This window comes from Candidatus Paceibacterota bacterium (genome assembly GCA_041666545.1).
Taxonomy (GTDB): domain Bacteria; phylum Patescibacteriota; class Minisyncoccia; order Phycocordibacterales; family JBAYGS01; genus JBAYGS01.
Window position 1 is genome coordinate 57,633 of sequence record JBAYGS010000001.1, and the last position, 16,930, is coordinate 74,562.

Annotated in this window: 18 protein-coding genes, 1 tRNA gene and 2 riboswitches; of the genes, 11 read left to right on the forward strand and 8 right to left on the reverse strand. The window is 47.8% G+C overall.

All coding sequences use genetic code 11. The annotated features are described in order from the left end of the window. Window positions 1-71: 71 nt before the first annotated feature. The 6 genes from WCT25_00300 to murF all read left to right on the forward strand — a co-directional run bounded on the left by WCT25_00300 (window position 72) and on the right by murF (window position 6,033). Window positions 72-992 (forward strand): Clp protease N-terminal domain-containing protein, encoded by a 921-nt coding sequence (locus tag WCT25_00300; protein ID MFA6535856.1) that lies wholly within the window; start codon window positions 72-74, stop codon window positions 990-992. A 311-nt stretch (window positions 993-1,303) separates the two neighbouring features. After that, on the forward strand, window positions 1,304-1,738 hold the full coding sequence (mraZ, locus tag WCT25_00305; protein ID MFA6535857.1) for a division/cell wall cluster transcriptional repressor MraZ: 435 nt from the start codon (window positions 1,304-1,306) through the stop codon (window positions 1,736-1,738). Window positions 1,739-1,750: 12 nt separating this feature from the next. Next, window positions 1,751-2,650, forward strand: a complete 900-nt coding sequence (rsmH, locus tag WCT25_00310) for a 16S rRNA (cytosine(1402)-N(4))-methyltransferase RsmH (GenBank protein ID MFA6535858.1) — start codon at window positions 1,751-1,753, stop codon at window positions 2,648-2,650. Further along, entirely contained in the window at window positions 2,647-2,967 is a 321-nt protein-coding gene (locus tag WCT25_00315) for a hypothetical protein (GenBank protein ID MFA6535859.1), read from the forward strand. The genes rsmH and WCT25_00315 overlap by 4 nt, the downstream gene beginning before the upstream one ends. Beyond that, complete coding sequence (locus WCT25_00320; GenBank protein ID MFA6535860.1) at window positions 2,967-4,682, forward strand: penicillin-binding protein 2; 1,716 nt, start codon at window positions 2,967-2,969, stop codon at window positions 4,680-4,682. Before WCT25_00315 ends, WCT25_00320 begins: the two co-directional genes overlap by 1 nt. Next, a complete protein-coding gene (gene murF, locus WCT25_00325) occupies window positions 4,660-6,033 on the forward strand; it encodes a UDP-N-acetylmuramoyl-tripeptide--D-alanyl-D-alanine ligase (GenBank protein ID MFA6535861.1) in 1,374 nt (457 codons plus the stop codon). The genes WCT25_00320 and murF overlap by 23 nt, the downstream gene beginning before the upstream one ends. A 96-nt stretch (window positions 6,034-6,129) precedes the next feature. Here the strand turns inward: murF and WCT25_00330 are convergent, their stop codons facing one another. The 3 genes from WCT25_00330 to WCT25_00340 all read right to left on the reverse strand — a co-directional run bounded on the left by WCT25_00330 (window position 6,130) and on the right by WCT25_00340 (window position 8,923). After that, on the reverse strand, window positions 6,130-6,630 hold the full coding sequence (locus WCT25_00330; protein ID MFA6535862.1) for a hypothetical protein: 501 nt from the start codon (window positions 6,628-6,630) through the stop codon (window positions 6,130-6,132). A 201-nt stretch (window positions 6,631-6,831) separates the two neighbouring features. Continuing rightward, on the reverse strand, window positions 6,832-7,959 hold the full coding sequence (locus tag WCT25_00335) for a hypothetical protein (protein MFA6535863.1): 1,128 nt from the start codon (window positions 7,957-7,959) through the stop codon (window positions 6,832-6,834). Between the two features lie 80 nt (window positions 7,960-8,039). After that, a riboswitch (SAM riboswitch) is annotated at window positions 8,040-8,148 on the reverse strand. A 100-nt stretch (window positions 8,149-8,248) separates the two neighbouring features. Then, window positions 8,249-8,923 carry a hypothetical protein gene (locus WCT25_00340; GenBank protein MFA6535864.1) on the reverse strand — a complete coding sequence of 225 codons (675 nt, stop codon included), beginning with the start codon at window positions 8,921-8,923 and terminating at the stop codon, window positions 8,249-8,251. A 220-nt stretch (window positions 8,924-9,143) separates the two neighbouring features. Between WCT25_00340 and WCT25_00345 the strand changes: the two genes are divergently transcribed. After that, window positions 9,144-9,416: a hypothetical protein gene (locus tag WCT25_00345; GenBank protein MFA6535865.1), complete on the forward strand. Its 273-nt coding sequence runs from the start codon at window positions 9,144-9,146 to the stop codon at window positions 9,414-9,416. 54 nt (window positions 9,417-9,470) lie between these two features. Here WCT25_00345 and WCT25_00350 read toward each other — a convergent pair whose 3' ends face one another. From WCT25_00350 to WCT25_00360, 3 genes are read right to left on the reverse strand one after another with little or no spacing between them, the layout of a single operon-like run. Then, the gene (locus WCT25_00350; protein ID MFA6535866.1) at window positions 9,471-10,004 is read right to left on the reverse strand and encodes a bifunctional adenosylcobinamide kinase/adenosylcobinamide-phosphate guanylyltransferase; all 534 of its coding nucleotides are present in this window, start codon (window positions 10,002-10,004) and stop codon (window positions 9,471-9,473) included. A gap of 3 nt (window positions 10,005-10,007) precedes the next feature. Beyond that, a complete protein-coding gene (locus WCT25_00355; GenBank protein ID MFA6535867.1) occupies window positions 10,008-10,667 on the reverse strand; it encodes a histidine phosphatase family protein in 660 nt (219 codons plus the stop codon). A gap of 14 nt (window positions 10,668-10,681) precedes the next feature. Beyond that, window positions 10,682-11,413: an adenosylcobinamide-GDP ribazoletransferase gene (locus tag WCT25_00360; protein MFA6535868.1), complete on the reverse strand. Its 732-nt coding sequence runs from the start codon at window positions 11,411-11,413 to the stop codon at window positions 10,682-10,684. A 69-nt stretch (window positions 11,414-11,482) separates the two neighbouring features. Next, a riboswitch (cobalamin riboswitch) is annotated at window positions 11,483-11,616 on the reverse strand. Between the two features lie 108 nt (window positions 11,617-11,724). Between WCT25_00360 and WCT25_00365 the strand changes: the two genes are divergently transcribed. Next, a complete protein-coding gene (locus tag WCT25_00365; protein ID MFA6535869.1) occupies window positions 11,725-12,357 on the forward strand; it encodes a hypothetical protein in 633 nt (210 codons plus the stop codon). A 175-nt stretch (window positions 12,358-12,532) separates the two neighbouring features. Here the strand turns inward: WCT25_00365 and WCT25_00370 are convergent. Beyond that, window positions 12,533-12,604: transfer RNA gene (locus tag WCT25_00370), tRNA-Glu, on the reverse strand. A gap of 410 nt (window positions 12,605-13,014) precedes the next feature. On the opposite strand from WCT25_00370, the gene WCT25_00375 reads away from it, so the two are divergent. From WCT25_00375 to WCT25_00385, 3 genes are all read left to right on the forward strand, one after another. Next, a complete protein-coding gene (locus WCT25_00375; GenBank protein MFA6535870.1) occupies window positions 13,015-13,842 on the forward strand; it encodes a nucleotidyltransferase domain-containing protein in 828 nt (275 codons plus the stop codon). 277 nt (window positions 13,843-14,119) lie between these two features. Then, complete coding sequence (locus tag WCT25_00380; GenBank protein ID MFA6535871.1) at window positions 14,120-14,866, forward strand: hypothetical protein; 747 nt, start codon at window positions 14,120-14,122, stop codon at window positions 14,864-14,866. Window positions 14,867-15,028: 162 nt separating this feature from the next. After that, the gene (locus WCT25_00385) at window positions 15,029-15,616 is read left to right on the forward strand and encodes a hypothetical protein (GenBank protein MFA6535872.1); all 588 of its coding nucleotides are present in this window, start codon (window positions 15,029-15,031) and stop codon (window positions 15,614-15,616) included. Window positions 15,617-15,710: 94 nt separating this feature from the next. On the opposite strand, the gene WCT25_00390 is transcribed toward WCT25_00385, so the two are convergent. Then, window positions 15,711-16,763: a sigma factor gene (locus tag WCT25_00390; protein MFA6535873.1), complete on the reverse strand. Its 1,053-nt coding sequence runs from the start codon at window positions 16,761-16,763 to the stop codon at window positions 15,711-15,713. Window positions 16,764-16,930 lie beyond the last annotated feature (167 nt).

Genomic DNA, 16,930 nt, shown 5'->3' on the forward strand with positions numbered 1-16,930 from the left:
ACGCGCGGCTTTTATATTTGACAAATTCAGTTATCTATGGAGAATGAGTATAGGATAGTTGAAAGGTTATTATGAGTGAAACTCCGTTTGACGGTATACAGTTTGCGCCACGAGCCCAGCAGGTATTGGCGTTGGCCCGCAAGGAAGCCGACAGGCTTAACCACAACTTTATCGGGGCAGAGCATTTGATTTTGGGGATGGTGATTCTTGGTCAGTGCAAAGCCTGTAGCGTCCTTGGTAAGTTTGGTATTTCGCTCGACGCAATAAAGTTGGCTGTCCTTGCCGCAATCGGCACTGGACCGGATCAGAAAATTCCTGGCGGTGCGCCTTACACTCCACGATCAAAAAAGGTTATTCGGTTGGCAGAGAAGGAGGCCAGGCGTCTTGATCACAAACTTGTCGGAACCGGGCATCTTCTCTTGGGAATTCTCCGAGAGGGCGAGGGGGTGGCGGCCAAGGTTTTAAAGGAACTCGGCCTTATTGATATCGAGAAGGTTCGGGTGGCAATTCTCGAGGAAGTCAGTCCGGGTTCGACTCCAGAAGAGCCGACTGTTGTGCCCCAAGCTGACGAAAAAGTTTTCTCCGCTTTGGCCGAGATCATTTTTCAGGTATTGAATACCCGTGAGGCCGCGACAGAGGTGTCATTCGACGGGCCGGAGAATGTTTTGCTCGGCCTTAAGGCTACGGCCTTGCAACTGCTGGCGGAGAATCAATTTCCGAGCCAATTCCACCAAAGGCTGCTTGTTGGTTTGTCGATGGCGATTACCGGGGCGAGGGATTTGAATCGCCTTGAATTGTGTAGCAACGCCATGAAAAACCTTATCGGTAAGGATCGCGTTCAAGAGTTTGTGAACCGTTGCATAGCTTCAGCCGAACCAGGTTCAACACTCTATCGGAACTTGGGTACGGTCGCCCAGCTGTCGGTTGGCAGGCCTGTAGCAATTACGACTACCACTGACTTTGTGGCCACATGGAGGAAGAAGGCCAGCTAGGTCCTAACTCGGATATTTCAAACCGCACTTAACCGTGCGGTTTTTTCTTATCTCCGCTCTGTTTCCTCCCATATACCATATACCTAATACCATATACCAATTAGTGTGGATAACTCTGTTGTGATGTGGGAAGAAGTGCTATATAATATTCATTAAGTGGGAAGAAGTGGGAATCGGCAAACTGAACCAGTGCTGATTCCCTCAAACATTGGTTTCGAAAGAATATTTTGGAGACCAATGTTTGAGGCAAAACAAAGTGGAGAGACCGCTTCGGTCAAACGAAGTGGCATTAACACCTTAACCTAAATTCTATGCTGATCGGAGAATACCTTCACAGTATCGACGAGAAGAATAGAATTTCGCTCCCTTCGAAATTTCGAGGGGAGTTGGGGAAAAAGGTGGTGATCACTCGCGGTCTTGATAATTGTCTTTTTCTTTATCCGCAAAAAGAGTGGCAGAAAATTTCCGGCAAGCTTTCCGAATTAGGCATGGGCCAGGCCGACTCCCGAGGTTTCAGTCGATTCATTTTTTCTGGTGCGATTGAAACTGCCGTTGATTCCATCGGCCGTATCCTGATTCCGGATTTTTTGAAGGATTTTGCCAAACTAAAAACCAAGGTTGTTTTTGCCGGTGTGGCCAGTCGAGTTGAAATCTGGGATGAAGGCATCTGGGACAACTACAAAAAGCGAATTGAGAAACAAGGTGATCTCTTGGCCGAGAAGTTGGGTGAAGTTGGAGCTTTCTAATTTGACGATCAAATGGCAAACGTTCATATATCTGTTCTGACTGAAGAAGTCATCAATGGGCTCAATATTCACGAGGGTGATGTCATTCTCGACGGTACGCTTGGCGGGGCCGGACACAGCTTCGAAATCGCCAAACGATTTCCGAAAGTAAAAATTATCGGTTTGGATTTAGACCAAGACGCACTATCACGGTCTGAAGGACGACTCAAAGAGGCCAAAGCGGACTTTGTTCTCTACCAGTCAAATTTTCGAGACCTGGACAGCGCGCTTGCAGCCCTTAACATTCCGTCGGTGGACAAAATTCTTTTAGATATCGGCCTTTCCTCAAATCAGTTTGAATCCTCCGGACGCGGCTTCAGTTTCCAAAAGAATGAGCCACTGCTCATGACTTTCAAAGCCGAGCCTGAAGAAGGAGATCTGACCGCCGCTAAGATTGTAAACTCTTGGCCGGAAGCGGAGTTGGCCAAAGTGATTTACGAGTATGGCGAAGAAAGATATAGCCGACAGATTGCCAAAGCGATTGTTGAGGCGAGAAGGAGTCGGCCGATTATTACTACCTTGGATCTGGTTTCAGCCATCGAGAGTGCGGTTCCGAAATCTTACCGCCATGGCCGAATCAATCCGGCCACCAAAACATTTCAAGCCTTGCGGATTGCCGTAAACGACGAACTGAATAATTTAAAACTTGGGCTTATCAAAGGTTTCGAAAAATTAATGACGGGAGGACGATTGGCGGTAATTTCCTTCCACAGTTTAGAAGACCGCATTGTTAAAAATTATTTTAAAGAGTTAGCCAAGGCCGAGAGGGGACTTCCAATCAGTAAAAAGCCGATTGTACCGACCGATGAGGAAATCAAAAATAACCCCAGATCTCGCAGTGCCAAACTCCGAATTATTGAGAAATTAATATGAGAACTTACGCAATTCATCGTGATATTTTAATAAGGGATTTAATCTGGGTTTTGGGTGCCGGCATCCTTAGCCTGCTTTTAATTTACGGCTTTCTGGTCAATAATATGGTCAAAAGCGCAGTCGCCAGCGAGAAAATGAGCTCCCAGTTATCGGAGCTAAATGGGGAGGTCGCCGATTTGGAATCAAGATTTATCGCTCTAGATCAGACGGTCACGGTCGAGCTTGCCCAGAAACTCGGCTTTCAGAATGTCGACAGTGTCGCTTATGTGGCCAAAACCACCCTTGGCCGTGGGTTGTCGTTTGAGTCATCAATCTAATGGGGGTTCCAACTAGCTCAAGGATTCGCTTAATATCAATATTGGTCATTTTGGTTGGAGGCTTGATTGCCGTGAAGCTCTATTTGGTGCAAGTTGTTTCCGGTGCAGACTTGGCGTCTCGCGCTGAAGGCCAATATGTGAAGCAGACCAACGACACCTTTGATCGTGGGTCAATTTTCTTTTCCGGCAAGGATGGCGGATTGATTAGCGCTGCCACCCTGAAGTCCGGTTTTACGGCCTACTTTAATCCCAAGTTGATTGAGAATGCCGATGAGGTCTATCAAAAGATTTCGCCAATTATTGAAATCGACCACGACACTTTTTTTACGAGCGCAGCTAGGAAGAGCGACCCTTACGAGGAGATTGCCAAGAAAATTTCTCAAGCGGATGTCACCAAGTTGGAGGCGTTGGGCATCCCAGGTCTGGGTTTTTATAAGGACAAGTGGCGTTTTTATCCTGGCAACAGCCTGGCTGCTCAGGAAATTGGATTCGTTGCTTATCAAGGAGACATTTTGGCTGGTCGCTATGGCCTGGAAAGATTTTATCAAGATAATCTGGTACGATCGCCGGATTCGACCTTCGTCAACTTTTTTGCCGAACTTTTTTCAAATTTGCGTGATACTTTTTTGCATAGCAAAAGCCTGGAGGGTGACATCGTCACAACAATCGAGCCGACTGTTCAGGCGACTCTTGAGCGTGAATTGACAAATATCAAAACCGCTTGGAGCTCGAAGGAGGTTGGTGGAATTATTATCAATCCGAAGAACGGTGAGATTTACGCTCTGGGAATTAGTCCGACTTTTGATCTGAATTATTTCTGGGCCGAAAGCGATGTTAATGTTTTTAGTAATCCTCTGGTCGAGAATGTCTACGAGATGGGCTCGATCATGAAACCGCTGACGCTGGCCGCCGGTTTGGACGCCGGCGTGATTACCGCCACCACCACCTATAATGATACCGGCTTTTTAATTTTAAATGGCCGGAAAATTCAAAATTTTGATGGTAAGGCGAGGGGGGTCGTGCCGATGCAGGAAGTCTTAAATCAATCGCTCAACATAGGAGCCACATTCGTTGCCCTGAAGCTTGGCAAGCAGGCCCTGCCACATTACTTTGAAAGCTATGGCTTCGACGAGGAGACCGGGATTGATCTGCCCAACGAAACCGGCGGACTTATCGGCAATTTGACTGCCGGGGAGCCACAGGACATTTCACTGGCGACTGCCTCGTTTGGACAGGGAATTGCGCTTACGCCAATCGAAATTGTGCGTGCCCTTTCAGCTTTGGGAAACGGCGGAGTTTTGGTCACGCCTCATCTCGTCAGGAAAATTAACTACAAAATTGGTTTTGACAAGACTCTAACCTTTGATCCGCCGAAGCAGGTTTTAAAGCGGGATACCTCCGAGACCATTTCGCGGATGCTCGTTCAGGTTTTTGATAAGGCCCTGGGAGAGGGCAAGTATAAGATGGCACGCTACAGCATCGCCGCCAAAACTGGTACAGCCCAGATTGCAAATCCGAACGGCGGAGGGTACTATGAAGACAAATACCTGCACTCGTTTTTTGGCTATTTTCCGGCCTTTGACCCGAAATTTCTGGTCTTTCTTTATCAGCTTGAGCCACAAGGGGTAGAGTATGCTTCACAAACCTTGGCGGCGCCATTTTCCAAACTCGCCAAATTTTTAATCAGTTATTATGAAATCCCGCCAGATAGATAAACGTCCGACGTTTATCTATCTGGAAATTCCAAACACCAAGAAGCAAATTCCAATGAAGAATTTATTTAAACCGATTATTGTTGCCATTTTAACTTTTGAGGCCAAACTGGTTTTGGCTAAATTTCGTCCGAGGGTTGTCGCTTTGACCGGCAGTGTTGGCAAGACCTCCACCAAGGATGCGGTTTACAGTGTCTTGGCAAAAAAGTTTTTCGTGCGTCGCAGTGAAAAAAGTTTTAATAGTGAAATCGGAATTCCGCTCACGATTCTTGGCTTGCAAAATGCCTGGGCAAATCCTTGGCTCTGGCTCTGGAATCTTTTGAGAGGCTTGGTGGTGATAATGAGTCGCAAGCCGTATCCGGAGTGGCTGGTTCTCGAGGTCGGTGCCGACCGACCGGGTGATATCCAGAAGGTTGCCAAATGGCTGAAAACTGAAGTTGTGGTTTTTACCCGTTTTGGCAAAGTGCCGGTGCATATCGAATTCTTTAAATCTCGCGAGGAGTTGATTGCGGAGAAAATGTCTCTGCTCAGCTCGCTTAGCCGTGACGGAGTGATTATCGCGAACAGTGATGACGAAGATATCGTTAAAGCTATCGAGAAGTCAGAAAATCGGGTGACAACTTTTGGTTTGACCGGGGATTCGAATGTTTCGGCCGCCAACATTAAAATTTGCTATGCCGGCTATGGTCGTTTTCAGTTTCCGAAGGGAATTTGCGGTGACTTAAAAGTTAACGCTAGGTCGTTTCCAATTAATGTCTCCGGTACAATCGGCACTCAACAGGCTTACCCGATTCTCGCCGCCGCGGCTGTCGGGGTTTCGCAAGGTCTGGAACTTTCAGAAATTGCTGAGGCGATTACCGACCACGAGAGCCCGCCTGGCCGAATGCGTCTGATTTCTGGGATTAAGGAAACAATGATTATTGATGATAGTTATAATTCCTCGCCGGTCGCCGTCAAAAGTGCCCTCGAGACTTTGTTCGGCTTGGAGGTGGCCGGTCGAAAGATTGCCGTTCTGGGCGATATGCTCGAACTCGGAAGACACTCGGCGGACGAGCATCGTGAAATCGGAGCCATGACCAAGGATGCTGATCTGCTGATAACTGTCGGGGTAAGGGCAAGGGGATTCGCCGAGGGCGCGCTTTCCGCCGGTTTGAATGAGCGAAAAGTTTTACAATTTGAAGACTCAATTTCCGCTGCCAAGGAGATTCAAAATCTGCTCGCTCCCGGTGATGTTATTTTAGTAAAAGGCTCGCAAGGTGTGCGTATGGAAAAAATTGTTGAAGAAATTATGGCCGAGCCAGATAAACGGGCGGAGCTTTTGGTTAGGCAGGATGAGGAATGGGGAAAGCGTTAGTTTAAAAGTTTAGAAGCTGGAAGTTTAAAAGTTTGGAAAAATATTGGAACAATAAAAGCGCGGACAGGATGTCCGCGCTTGAGATTTGGATGCTGGCTAGGGGAGCAGAGACATACCTCGGTACCAGTGATACCCAAGGCAACACTCGGTGCGGGTATGAATCTCCTCCTGTCCGGAAAATTGCTGAAAACTATTCCGAAGGATTGTGTTTCGATAAACCCAGTTCGGGAATTCAGCCGAGTCAAATACGACTGGGCCTCGACCACCGTAAAATTTCCGTTCAATCATGTAGGCGCTGTAAAGAGCCGCTTTCAGGAAGGGTACTACATCCTCCTCAAACCAGCCTCCGTAGTGCATGATCCAAACCGGGCACCTCCTGTGTGAGATTGTGGTGGTACCGGAACTCTTCTTGGAAATTGGTGTTGTGACCCACGAGTCAATGACCAAGAGATCTCCAACAGCAATCGAAACGGTCTTGAGCCCGGGAATCTTGGGGGTGTGCTCCGGCGGAAGATTTTGAATATAACCCTTTGACATTGCTGAAAAAAAGGCGCTTTCAATCTCAGCTAAGGTGGGCAATCTGAAGGATTTTTTCATTGATGCTCAGTGTTTTGAGGTTCCTGTTCTTTTGTGACATTACCACAAAGGCACAAAAAAGCAAGCTTCTGTTACGGCTCAACAGTTTGGAACTACTTCAACCTCTATTCTAGTGTTTTGCAAAACACTAGAATAGAAATGGAGAGGCGAAAAGTTAAAAGCCGCGACCTTCCGAAGGTCGCGGCTTGATTCTGCAATTGCTCAGGTTCTAACTTGTGCGAGTATCTCCGCCATCGACAGATTTTTACCTGAGCAAGCGGCGAACCAGCGGGCGATGATGGGCAGTAGTTGCCAGGAGTAGGATTTCACCTTGAGTAACATCTCCGTTCGGTCTAGGTATTTTGCCACAAGCCTCGGGAGTTTTTCTTGAGGTGGTACGGCATCATCAGCAGTCTTGACCTGTCTTGCCCCGGCTCCGCGCTGGCAGGCAATATGGTCATACCAGCAACTATTGGCAGCGCGCCGTTTCAGTTCCTTGCTTTGGCGTCCAGATTTCGTTCCATGACTCTCGGAATGAACCTGACTCGTAGCCAAAATTCGATCCAAGTCTGCCGTCTTCAGTCTGAACCGGCAGAGTTCGGCGATATCTCCAAAAAGTAAAATTGGAATCAAGCCGTCGGACTCCAGCCAGTGGAATTCGATTGCCAAGATCAACCAGCCATACTTTTTGACAAACAATCTGAAGTCTAAGCAGTCGAGAGGGGCGACTTTGAAGGCCGATATTTTACGACTGAGCGCTCGACGCTGGTCTTTGTTTAGACGCGCATCAACCTGGGCGAAGTTGTGAAGTGCCCTGGCAACCAGCGGTTGAACCGAATCGGAATGCTGGCCACCTCTTCCCATGAATTCAAGCTGGGTGATGCAGACAATCTGGTACTGATTGAAGCCAAGAGCTTTCAGGGTTTGCGTGAGTAGGGCAATTCGGACACCAAGTTCCTGCTGTTCTAAATCACGAATATTGAGGCGCTCTTGGTTGGCAGGTTGAACTCCTTTCAATTTAGCCGGAAATTTTTCTCGGCCTTCAGCAATCCGGATTCGAGTGAGCAAATCGTCGATCACGACTGCTAATGGCCCATTGAGAACATCTGGCTGTTCTGCCCTGGGTAGCAACCTTCGTACCATGAGGTGCCACTCGTCTTTGACGAAGCTTGAGTCATGTCGGCACGCAATCTTTGACATTCTCGCACTTCGCAAGCTTATCTTCGGATTTTTCAAGAAGAGTATTTCCGGGATTCCAATAAGATTGAGCTCACCAACCAGAAGGTTGAATTGCAAATGGGTAAGCAGGTTTAAATTTATGACCTGTCCTTTGAGCGTTTGGTAGAACATATGATCCTTTCAATGAACTAAAACACCGCCGGTTAAAGGCGATGTATCAGGGAGATATTCCATAAACTAACTTAGGAGTTAGCGTATCGTTCCCGCACACGCGGGCTGGAATTGGCACCGTTTCCCAAGGGGAAGGGTTGCCGATGGAGATCGGGCCAGGCCCTTTACACTCCATACTCTTGATACACTTGGTGTCTACTACCTCCAGCCTACGCCCAGGTCTCGAATTTGTCAAATCAGATATAAAAAGGCCCTTCGCGCTGCGCGAAGGGCCTGTGATTTTTTGCGCCTACCAGACGGTGGTGTCCGGGGCGTCGCCAAGTATCTTATGGAGCCGCTCGGTCATGGTGCTCTTGCAACACCACGGCCAGGGTTCCTTCGCGAGTTCGGTGGCGAGCTTGTAGGCTGCCATGACCCGCTCTTGGGCCAACTGAAGATCGGCCTGCGCCTTCCTTAGTTGTGTTTCAAGCGCCCGTTTGGTTGTCGTGGCCGCTCCGATCAGGCACTCGGCTTGGGTAAGCTCAACTTCGAGCTCGGCCCGCGATTTGCCGGATTGGGCACCTTCGAAGCTTTCCGTCGGGCGAATGGTGCCGGCTTTGATCATTCTGACTAGCGCCCAGGCCGACTCAAGCTTCTCTGCCTTGACCATCAGGAGGAAATTTTGGCGTCCTCCTGGGCCGTCATCGATTTCGACCTCGGCCTCGGCATCTTGGTGCCGGTAAATGCCACGTTCGCGCTTGGTACGTTCGGCTGCAATGCGGACATGCATGCTGACCCCGGCGACGAATTCATCAAGCGCCGGCGGGACGATGTCGGTGTCATTGAGCATGACATGCAGACGACCCTTGTCGTTGAAGATGCTCATGCCGTCAAAGCAGAGGAGTGTCGAGCCATCCGAGGTAGTTCTGACCTTAAACTGCGGGGACTGGCGAACACTTTCCTTGAGGTATACATTAACTGACATAGGACCTTTCTATCGCTAGGAGCTGCGTCCAGCCTTACTGGGGCTGATCCGTTCCATAGTCGATTCTGTCACAATTATACACGATTTAAATATATTGTCAAGGTTAAAAATTGTCCATATTTTAAGCCAAAGTTGCCGGAAGCTTGACTTTTACGGCTATAAGTGCTATCATGCCAGCAGAATTTAGGGTTAGTAAAATAAATAAAAGGAAAGGCTTAGTATGAAGCTCATCAAAGTGTTGGTGTTGCCCGTGGCGCTGGTTGCCTGCTGGTTTCTCTTTTTCTGGGCCGGTGTCCAGTATGATTTGTTTGTGAATGACGGCTGGCTTCTCGGCGCCTTTAAGAATTTTCATTGGTACGAGGCGTTGTCGAGTCGGCACTGCATGACATACCTCTACGTCTGTCACACCTCGCTCTGGACATTTTTCACTTTAGCCCTTGCCACATTTCTCGGTCTGCTATCAAGTTGGCGCATCGGCTTATTGAGCCGATAGTGCCAGAGAAGGTTCTCGTAAGCTCGCTTCGACAAGGTTGTCGCAGCGAGTTTTTTATTTTACATGTAGTGGCTGTCCGGCGACCATCAAAATGCCTTGGTGAGCCGCGGCCATAAATTTTTTGTTGACGGCACCGAGGATTTCTCTAAAATCACGACTTTGCTTGCTGTCGGGAACCAGGCCACTTCCAACTTCATTTGAGACAATAATAAATTTCTTACAGGCCTTGTGGTTTTTGATAGCCTTAATAATTGACTCAGTCTGGACTAATATTTGGTCTTTGTTTTTTCCACTAATCACCATTTGGGTGGAGACGAACATCGTGAGGCAATCAATAATTATCACTGGAGTTTTGGCTAGTTTAATCATTTTGAAAAGTGATTCGTTCTGTGTCTCAAGCGTAAGCCAGGACCGTGGTCGGGCCTTTTGGTGGGCGGCAATTTTGCTGGCCATCTCGGGATCTGAAGCGGTGGCTGTTGCAATCAGAGTTACGGGCTTACCGGATTTTATCGCCAACTGTTGGGCGTAGGTAGACTTGCCGCTCGCGGCACCACCGATAATAAAAATAATTTTAGTCAGTTTCTTCATAATTTAGATTTTACAATTTAGACATTCGATAACGCGACTCTTTTTATAAACCTCGACAATCGAAATGCTCCCATAGTGGAGCCCAATCTGCCAAAATGATTTTGTTGGCCAGCCAAGCAGGGCACAAAGAATTATTCTGATTGTCCCGCCATGAGCGACAGTTAAAACAGTCTGGTTCTTATTTTTAGCGATAAATTTATTTAGCCATTTCCTGACTCTGATTTGAAACGACCCGAATGATTCGCCTTCAGGGAAGGTTATACTGGCGCTTTGTGATAGGTATGCTTTATAAACTTCAGGGAATTTGTCGGCCACCTCTCCAAAGGTTAGCCCTTCGCAAAGGCCAAAGCTTATCTCCTTTAAGCCATTTTCGAACTGTGCCGAACTCTCCCCATTAGCCGAGGCGATTATCTCTGCGGTGGCGTAAGCTCGCTTTAGCGGACTGGTGATAATTTGGTCGATTTTTTGCTTACTAAAATGTTTGGCCAATTTTTGGGCCAGGGTTAAACCTTCCTTACTTAGGTCGATGTCAGTCTGGCCGAGTAGTCGATGGTCATGACTATTATTTTCCGGATTTTTGATATCCTGCCAGATGGTCTCTGGGTGTCGGACCAGAATAAGCCTAAGAGCACCTGACCTACTCGTTTTTATTTTGCTAGCCATAAGATGTTTTGAAATTAATTGAGTGACAAATAAATTGTAGCGACCAATTCGCTAATTACAATAAGGCAACCACAGATGTCTCCATTAATACCGCCCAGCAATCGCTTGGCAAGATAGCTGATTGCTAAGGCGGTGCCGAAAGTAATTAGAATTACGCCGATTACCTGTTGGCCAACCAAAAGATACCCCAGCCAGAGACTATAAAAAATGGCGATCAGGTAAAGGAAAAGGCTTCTTTCAAATACTCGACCAAGGCTCAACTCGTTGGCATAAGGGGACCACAACATCGGCCCAAGCACCGTAAGTCGCGAGAACAGGCCGACGGCCCCGAGGGTGGGAACCAGCCGATAGATTGGTATATTGGCGGTAAATTGTATCTGCAATAAAATCGTGCAGATTAAGGCCAAAGTTGCGAAGCTTCCGATGTGAGAATCTTTCATTATCCTCAGACGTTCCTCCTTATTTGACCCACCAAATAAACCATCGACGGTGTCGGCCAGGCCATCGTAGTGAAAACCTCGGGTAATCAGGATCGACGCTGTGATGGTCAGTGTAGCCGAGACAAGTTTTGTCAGGTGTAAATAAAGATATGCGATTTCAAAAACAGTTCCAATTACGGCACCGACTAATAATCCGACGAGAGGGAACCAAATCCAGGAAAATTTTAAATGTTCCATGTCACCAGTCCGAGGTGTGCTGGCAGGGAAGATAGTCAGAAAACTTATGGCACTAAATAATGATTTCATTTTGTAAAAAATAAAAACCTATGCGGGCGCATAAGTTTCCAAAATGATTGGGCTTTATGCGAGCGGGCACGAGAGCTTCCTGCTCCTGCCTGTTTTGGATCGGACTTGCCATGTTGGCTTACCGTTGCGCATACAGCGAAGGAATTTCACCTTCTTCACAAAACAGCGTGCTTAGGGAGTATAGCATGTTTGATAAAGGAAATCAGAGGTTCTGGGCGGGGTCGAAATCTAGAACGGTAGCACATCATTAGTTGGAAAATCGTCTGTAGAAGAGAAGTTGTAATTTGAACATGCTTCTGTATAATTTGCTTATGAAGGATTCTCTAGAAAATCAGGTTGGGAAATTTCGTCGCGAAGAAGGCTTCCAGAATTCCAACGATATATACGATCTTACTGGTCTAAACGAGAGTGCGAAGGGACCAGAAAGAATGGAGTTGTTACAGGTTGCCACTGATTTTACTGCAGATATGCAAAAACTTTTAAAGAATCGACTTGACGCACTTATGGCTGAAGTTGAGACGCAGAAGGCGACTACGCCCATTCCTCCGGCAATTTTGGCCTACATGGAAAAGACTGAAATGAATCTCGCGCAATTTTCGATGTTTTGGGGAGATCGGGCTGTTTCAAAAACCATAGAATACGGCCTGGATGAAATGAAGGATGAAAATGGCTTAATGATTATTTTTAATTTACCCAAACCAATCGGGCAGTTTTGGTGGAAAGGCGGGGCAGGTTTATGGGGAGAAGAAGCGATTGATGTTGATGGAAGGGTAATTGAGTGGGGATTTCTTTACAGGAAACTTATGGAGACGGTTTGGGAGACAATCGGCTATTATGAATCTGAAACTTCTCTTAATCTGCGTCGTCTTAATGCTATAGGTGATCATGACCCTAAAAATTTTTACTATGTTTGGGAGGTTTCGTTACGACAGGATACAGTCTAGAAACAAAAAATGGAACACTAGCGTGTACAGAATAGCGTGGGCCACAATAATTCATTTTCCGTCGAAAGTGAATTTTCCAGCCCCGGACTCAGCTGTTTTTCTTGCTAGAAAAACATGCTTCCGTCTTCACATATAGCAGAAAAGACTGAAGCAGTTCAGTCTTTTCTGTGTCATGTGACCCTACGGGGAGTCGAACCCCGATTACAGCCTTGAGAAGGCCGTGTCCTAACCATTAGACGATAGGGCCAATATTTTGTTGAATGCAAACAATTTCCCCGAATTTACCTCCTTACAGGAGCAGTACACCCTGTCGATATTTTTCTCGTGATTACACTCAAAAATATCTGTCAGGGTCTTGCGGAATGGGTCCCAACCCATTCCTCACCTCTCGAAGGCCGTGTCCTAACCATTAGACGATAGGGCCAGCATTTAGCCCCGACGCTTTGTCTGACAAAGGTCGGGGTCCCGACTTCCGACGTCGGGATTGGTAGTGGGTAGTTTGTAGTTAAGGATTGAGAAAAGACAGAGCTAACTACAACACAGAGAGCATAGCATTTTTTGTAGAAATGACAATAAATCTTGGGCTGGTACAGGGCTTTCCACCTTACTTAACTAAAGTCCAACATCATTATTCCATAATTTTGCTATAATAAAATAATGGATGAAAAAAGTTATAGTCCGGAGGAGATTGCTTCACTATCTAAGAAGCGTTCCGAAAACGAAAGTCCTAAGCGTTTCGTTTTGTCTCGCGAAAAATTTTTAACCAATCGTCTCGAAGCAGTGAAGGCCGAGGTTGCTGACATGCAAAAAAAATTTCCCGAAGTACTTTCCTTTTGCATGTTTGGCTCGATGGTCAAAGGCATGGCGCATGAAGGAAGTGACATTGATGGATATTTGTATATTGATTCGGCTCAAGTGGCGAAGGGGGAGGGTATCTCGGAGGAGCAGGTTCTCGAAAACAGTGTCACATTAAACCAGACCTATTTGACTCAGGAGGTTGCCAAAAAGTATATTCTTGAATTTAGAGCGGGTGTTAGAGAAAGAACCGGACTTGAAGATAAGGATGTCGAGCATATTCGTAGTCGACCCATTTCGGAGAAAGTGATAGATATGGAGATTGCAAGATTGCTCGCCTTTTACAAAGCTCGTGAGGAATATGACGCAAAGGTTAAGGGGTGGGCAGATAGTCGGCCACCGCGTGGTAGTAGCGTTGATGATCTCGTGGCCTATGAGAAAGCTCGACCGATTTATCCAAGTTATGTTGCACCAAGTCTTGGCGATATGTTTCATCTGGATGTTGGTGGGGGAGTGAAAAAGTATCGAAAAATTTTCATTGAAAGGTTGAATGAACTTGGCCCGTCAGGTGAAAAAATTTGGGAAGATACAATTCGGTCGGCGGAAATGATTGAAAATAATTTGTCTACTGCGCCAAATAAACGCTACCCACGGACTTTGGTAGCGGCGCGCGCCGTTTATGCTTCCTAGGTTTCGAGAGGGGTCTTGGGCTGAAAATTAATTTTTGAATATCAATGCCGTTCCACTTTACTTGACTAAAGTGGAACGGGGGGGGATGTTTGTTTGAGTAGGGGAATCGTGTGTCGGCCCAGAATTCAGGCCTTTACAGAGCGGTTTAGGAGAGATTGACAATGGCATGAGGAAATGCTATAATTGAAACAGAAGTTCGAAATCAAAAAGCAAAAACGAAAGGAAAATTGTGAGTCCTACATGTACGCAAACGATCGCCGGGAAAATCCCAGCCGGAATGATTACCCTCAGTGAAAAGGACGCCCGAAAGGCCAAAACGCTTACCGACAACACCTGGATGGTTCCCGGTAAAGGTATCTTCCATGTTTACTCAGGTGGGCGCGCGGTCCGTCTCCAGGTGAAATCCTTCTCGTTCTCCGATTTTTCGCGGAACGAGGGCTGGATGTCCTACCAATCCGCGGATGGAGTGGTTCAGGTTGGCCTTAGTGTGCGCTTCGACATTTCGGGGCGGACGCTTAGGCTCGGCCCCGTCAGTTGGGGTTGCTGGACCGAGGCCGATCGCAAGATCATCACGGCCTCAATCGAAAAGGCCGGCTTCCGGCTGGTGGTTAGGCGGGACCCGTTCCCGTTTGCCATCGGTGCAGCGATTATCGCCGTCGTGCTGACCGCGGCCAGTTTCGGTTGGTCCAATCACATCATCTGGCAGTCGGCCGTGGAAGCGGCATCAGTCACCCCTGTTGCGGACGACACCTTCGTGGTGCAGTCTCCGATAGGGAATTTGACGGTCCAGACAGTGGCCGGAGAACTGAAAGTTCAGCCGACCGGGGAATTGGCCGAAGGCCGGTTCTGCAATTCCGGCGGCCTGCATGATGATGTTGGCAAGTTCATCTTGGCCATTGCCACGGCTGGCAAAGCCTTCCCCGAAGTGAAGGGCAAAGGGCTTGAGATGGTGAGCGTCCGGCACAGTAGCCGGGTGGGCGGTAAGGTGAACATCGAGAGCATCACGCTCTCGATCAAACCTTAGCCCAGTCGCGTTACATACCGCGGTCGTCGAAAGATGACCGCGGTTTTTTAATTTTCAAATCCTTGACAAGTGGTTGTAGATGTGTATATTTATAGGAGAACTGTTTTAGAAAAAACCAAGGCTAAAGCACTCGCGTGCTCGGCCAAGAAGGAAAGGAATTTTGTGGACATCAAGTTTATTCTGATCTGCGCCGGCAGTCTGATCGCGCTCCTGCTTTACTATCCGCTCGTCAAGGGAATTTTGAAGGGCACAGTCGAGCAAAGTTTCGCCACCTGGATTCTCTGGGTGGCGCTCGATGTGATTCTGCTTGTTGCTACCGTGATTCAGCACGGCAACTTTGCTCTTGTGGCATGCTACTGCTTCGGTGGCACACTGGTCACCAGTACTCTGATCTACAAGAGGCAATTTAATTGGTCGTGGTTTGAAAGTAGCATTTTGGCAATGGTCGTTGTTTGTCTCATCGTCTGGTATCTAAATGGCCCCAAGGCCACCACGGTTGCTAGCACGATTGCAGTTGCTATCTCCGGACTGCCGCAGCTTCGGAATGCTTGGCTTAGGCCGGATCGCCAGATGGCCATGATTTACTTCGGCTATGTTTTGGCTAATGGTCTCTCCTGTATGGGAGGTAAAGCCTGGACGGTCGAAGACCGACTTTATTACGGAGTCTGTACCATTCTCTGCGCCATCATCACAATCGTGGCATTTCGCAAGCCGACAGCAGCTTCTGTATCGGCAATAACGACAAGCTGAATTTCTGCCACACTTCACACCACCCCTCGCAAGAGAGGTGGTTTTTAATTTAAAAGCCCGCCAACTCCGAGTTGGCGGGCAGTAGGGATTGCTATTAGTGCTTCGCTTTAAACTTTGTGTACCACCTCGCGTGGGCTTTCATTGCCTCAATTTGCATCGCCTCAACCTCTGTCTTGTCTGTAAATATGTCAAGCAAATCTTGAAGCGCATTTTTCGACTCGATAAGGTCGTCTTCATTTTTGAACGGCGAGCCAAGGCTGTGCAGTCTGCGCCAGGAATTTCGAACGGAAATCCTGATTGCCTCTCGGGTGACGGCGGGGTTGCAGGTTTCCCCGACATATTCAAGCGTGGTCGGTACTCCAGAATTTGTGAGCCCCGCCTTAAGCTCAAGTCGACGAACTGATTCGGGTTCTTCGGCCCGCCGATATTCAAGCACAGTATTAAACCGCAACCAGCCAGAATAAAGCTCGACAAATTCTTCCTTGGCAATTAATCGGCTTGACGGTGACAGCGTCGACTGGTCCGCGACCAAGTCGTATCCGTCCAAAGGATAATGAGGATAATCGTCAGAGTCAGAATTGGCCGCGGCGATTTCCTGGTCGAGACTATCCTCACCCTGAAGAATGGCAAGCATCAGGAGCCACTTCATTCGGCTAACCGGGACATTTTCGACAATCTCATCGTGGGTCGGCGCTCGTCCGAGTTTCTGCCAGACTTCCGTGATGACCTCGGAGTATCGCCTCGCCGCTTCATAGATATACACTGGAATTCGCACATTTCGCCCATGAGCTCGGATGAAGCTTCGACATCGGTTGATGATCCACGGCTTCGCATAGGTCGAAATCCGAAAGCCTTTTTCGGGTTCAAATTGTACGACCGAGTGCGTGAGGGCAAGATTGCTCTCCTGGATTAGGTCGAGCCATGCACAATTTCCGGCGGAGAATTCCAGGGCAATTACGACAGCAAGGCGCAAATTGGTTTCGATCATTCTGTGTTTTGCGGCAAGGTCGCCGGCTGCAGCCTGGTGGGACCATGTCGCGATTTGCTCTTGGGTGGCCGGGGCGTACCTCGCATCGGTCAGCTGGTCGCGATAGATTTTCAACGCAGAATCATTCCATTTGGAGTTCTTAGTGGTGTTGGCACCCATAACAGCCTTTCTTTGAGTATTTTCTATTGAAACAATACTGATTTGAGCCACTGTGTCAACTGGTGAATGCGGGTGATTGGTTGGGGGTGATTTTGTCAGAAGGACAAATCAAGAGATTGCCTTGTGTCGGCGTGGCCTACGCTGGGTCACTCTGGTCTAAGTGAAGA

Coding starts and splice junctions, on each gene's coding strand:
- WCT25_00300 (MFA6535856.1), top strand. CDS start 72: ATGAGTGAAACTCCGTTTGACGGTATACAGTTTGCGCCACGAGCCCAG.
- mraZ (MFA6535857.1), top strand. CDS start 1,304: ATGCTGATCGGAGAATACCTTCACAGTATCGACGAGAAGAATAGAATT.
- rsmH (MFA6535858.1), top strand. CDS start 1,751: ATGGCAAACGTTCATATATCTGTTCTGACTGAAGAAGTCATCAATGGG.
- WCT25_00315 (MFA6535859.1), top strand. CDS start 2,647: ATGAGAACTTACGCAATTCATCGTGATATTTTAATAAGGGATTTAATC.
- WCT25_00320 (MFA6535860.1), top strand. CDS start 2,967: ATGGGGGTTCCAACTAGCTCAAGGATTCGCTTAATATCAATATTGGTC.
- murF (MFA6535861.1), top strand. CDS start 4,660: ATGAAATCCCGCCAGATAGATAAACGTCCGACGTTTATCTATCTGGAA.
- WCT25_00330 (MFA6535862.1), bottom strand. CDS start 6,630: ATGAAAAAATCCTTCAGATTGCCCACCTTAGCTGAGATTGAAAGCGCC.
- WCT25_00335 (MFA6535863.1), bottom strand. CDS start 7,959: ATGTTCTACCAAACGCTCAAAGGACAGGTCATAAATTTAAACCTGCTT.
- WCT25_00340 (MFA6535864.1), bottom strand. CDS start 8,923: ATGTCAGTTAATGTATACCTCAAGGAAAGTGTTCGCCAGTCCCCGCAG.
- WCT25_00345 (MFA6535865.1), top strand. CDS start 9,144: ATGAAGCTCATCAAAGTGTTGGTGTTGCCCGTGGCGCTGGTTGCCTGC.
- WCT25_00350 (MFA6535866.1), bottom strand. CDS start 10,004: ATGAAGAAACTGACTAAAATTATTTTTATTATCGGTGGTGCCGCGAGC.
- WCT25_00355 (MFA6535867.1), bottom strand. CDS start 10,667: ATGGCTAGCAAAATAAAAACGAGTAGGTCAGGTGCTCTTAGGCTTATT.
- WCT25_00360 (MFA6535868.1), bottom strand. CDS start 11,413: ATGAAATCATTATTTAGTGCCATAAGTTTTCTGACTATCTTCCCTGCC.
- WCT25_00365 (MFA6535869.1), top strand. CDS start 11,725: ATGAAGGATTCTCTAGAAAATCAGGTTGGGAAATTTCGTCGCGAAGAA.
- WCT25_00375 (MFA6535870.1), top strand. CDS start 13,015: ATGGATGAAAAAAGTTATAGTCCGGAGGAGATTGCTTCACTATCTAAG.
- WCT25_00380 (MFA6535871.1), top strand. CDS start 14,120: ATGATTACCCTCAGTGAAAAGGACGCCCGAAAGGCCAAAACGCTTACC.
- WCT25_00390 (MFA6535873.1), bottom strand. CDS start 16,763: ATGGGTGCCAACACCACTAAGAACTCCAAATGGAATGATTCTGCGTTG.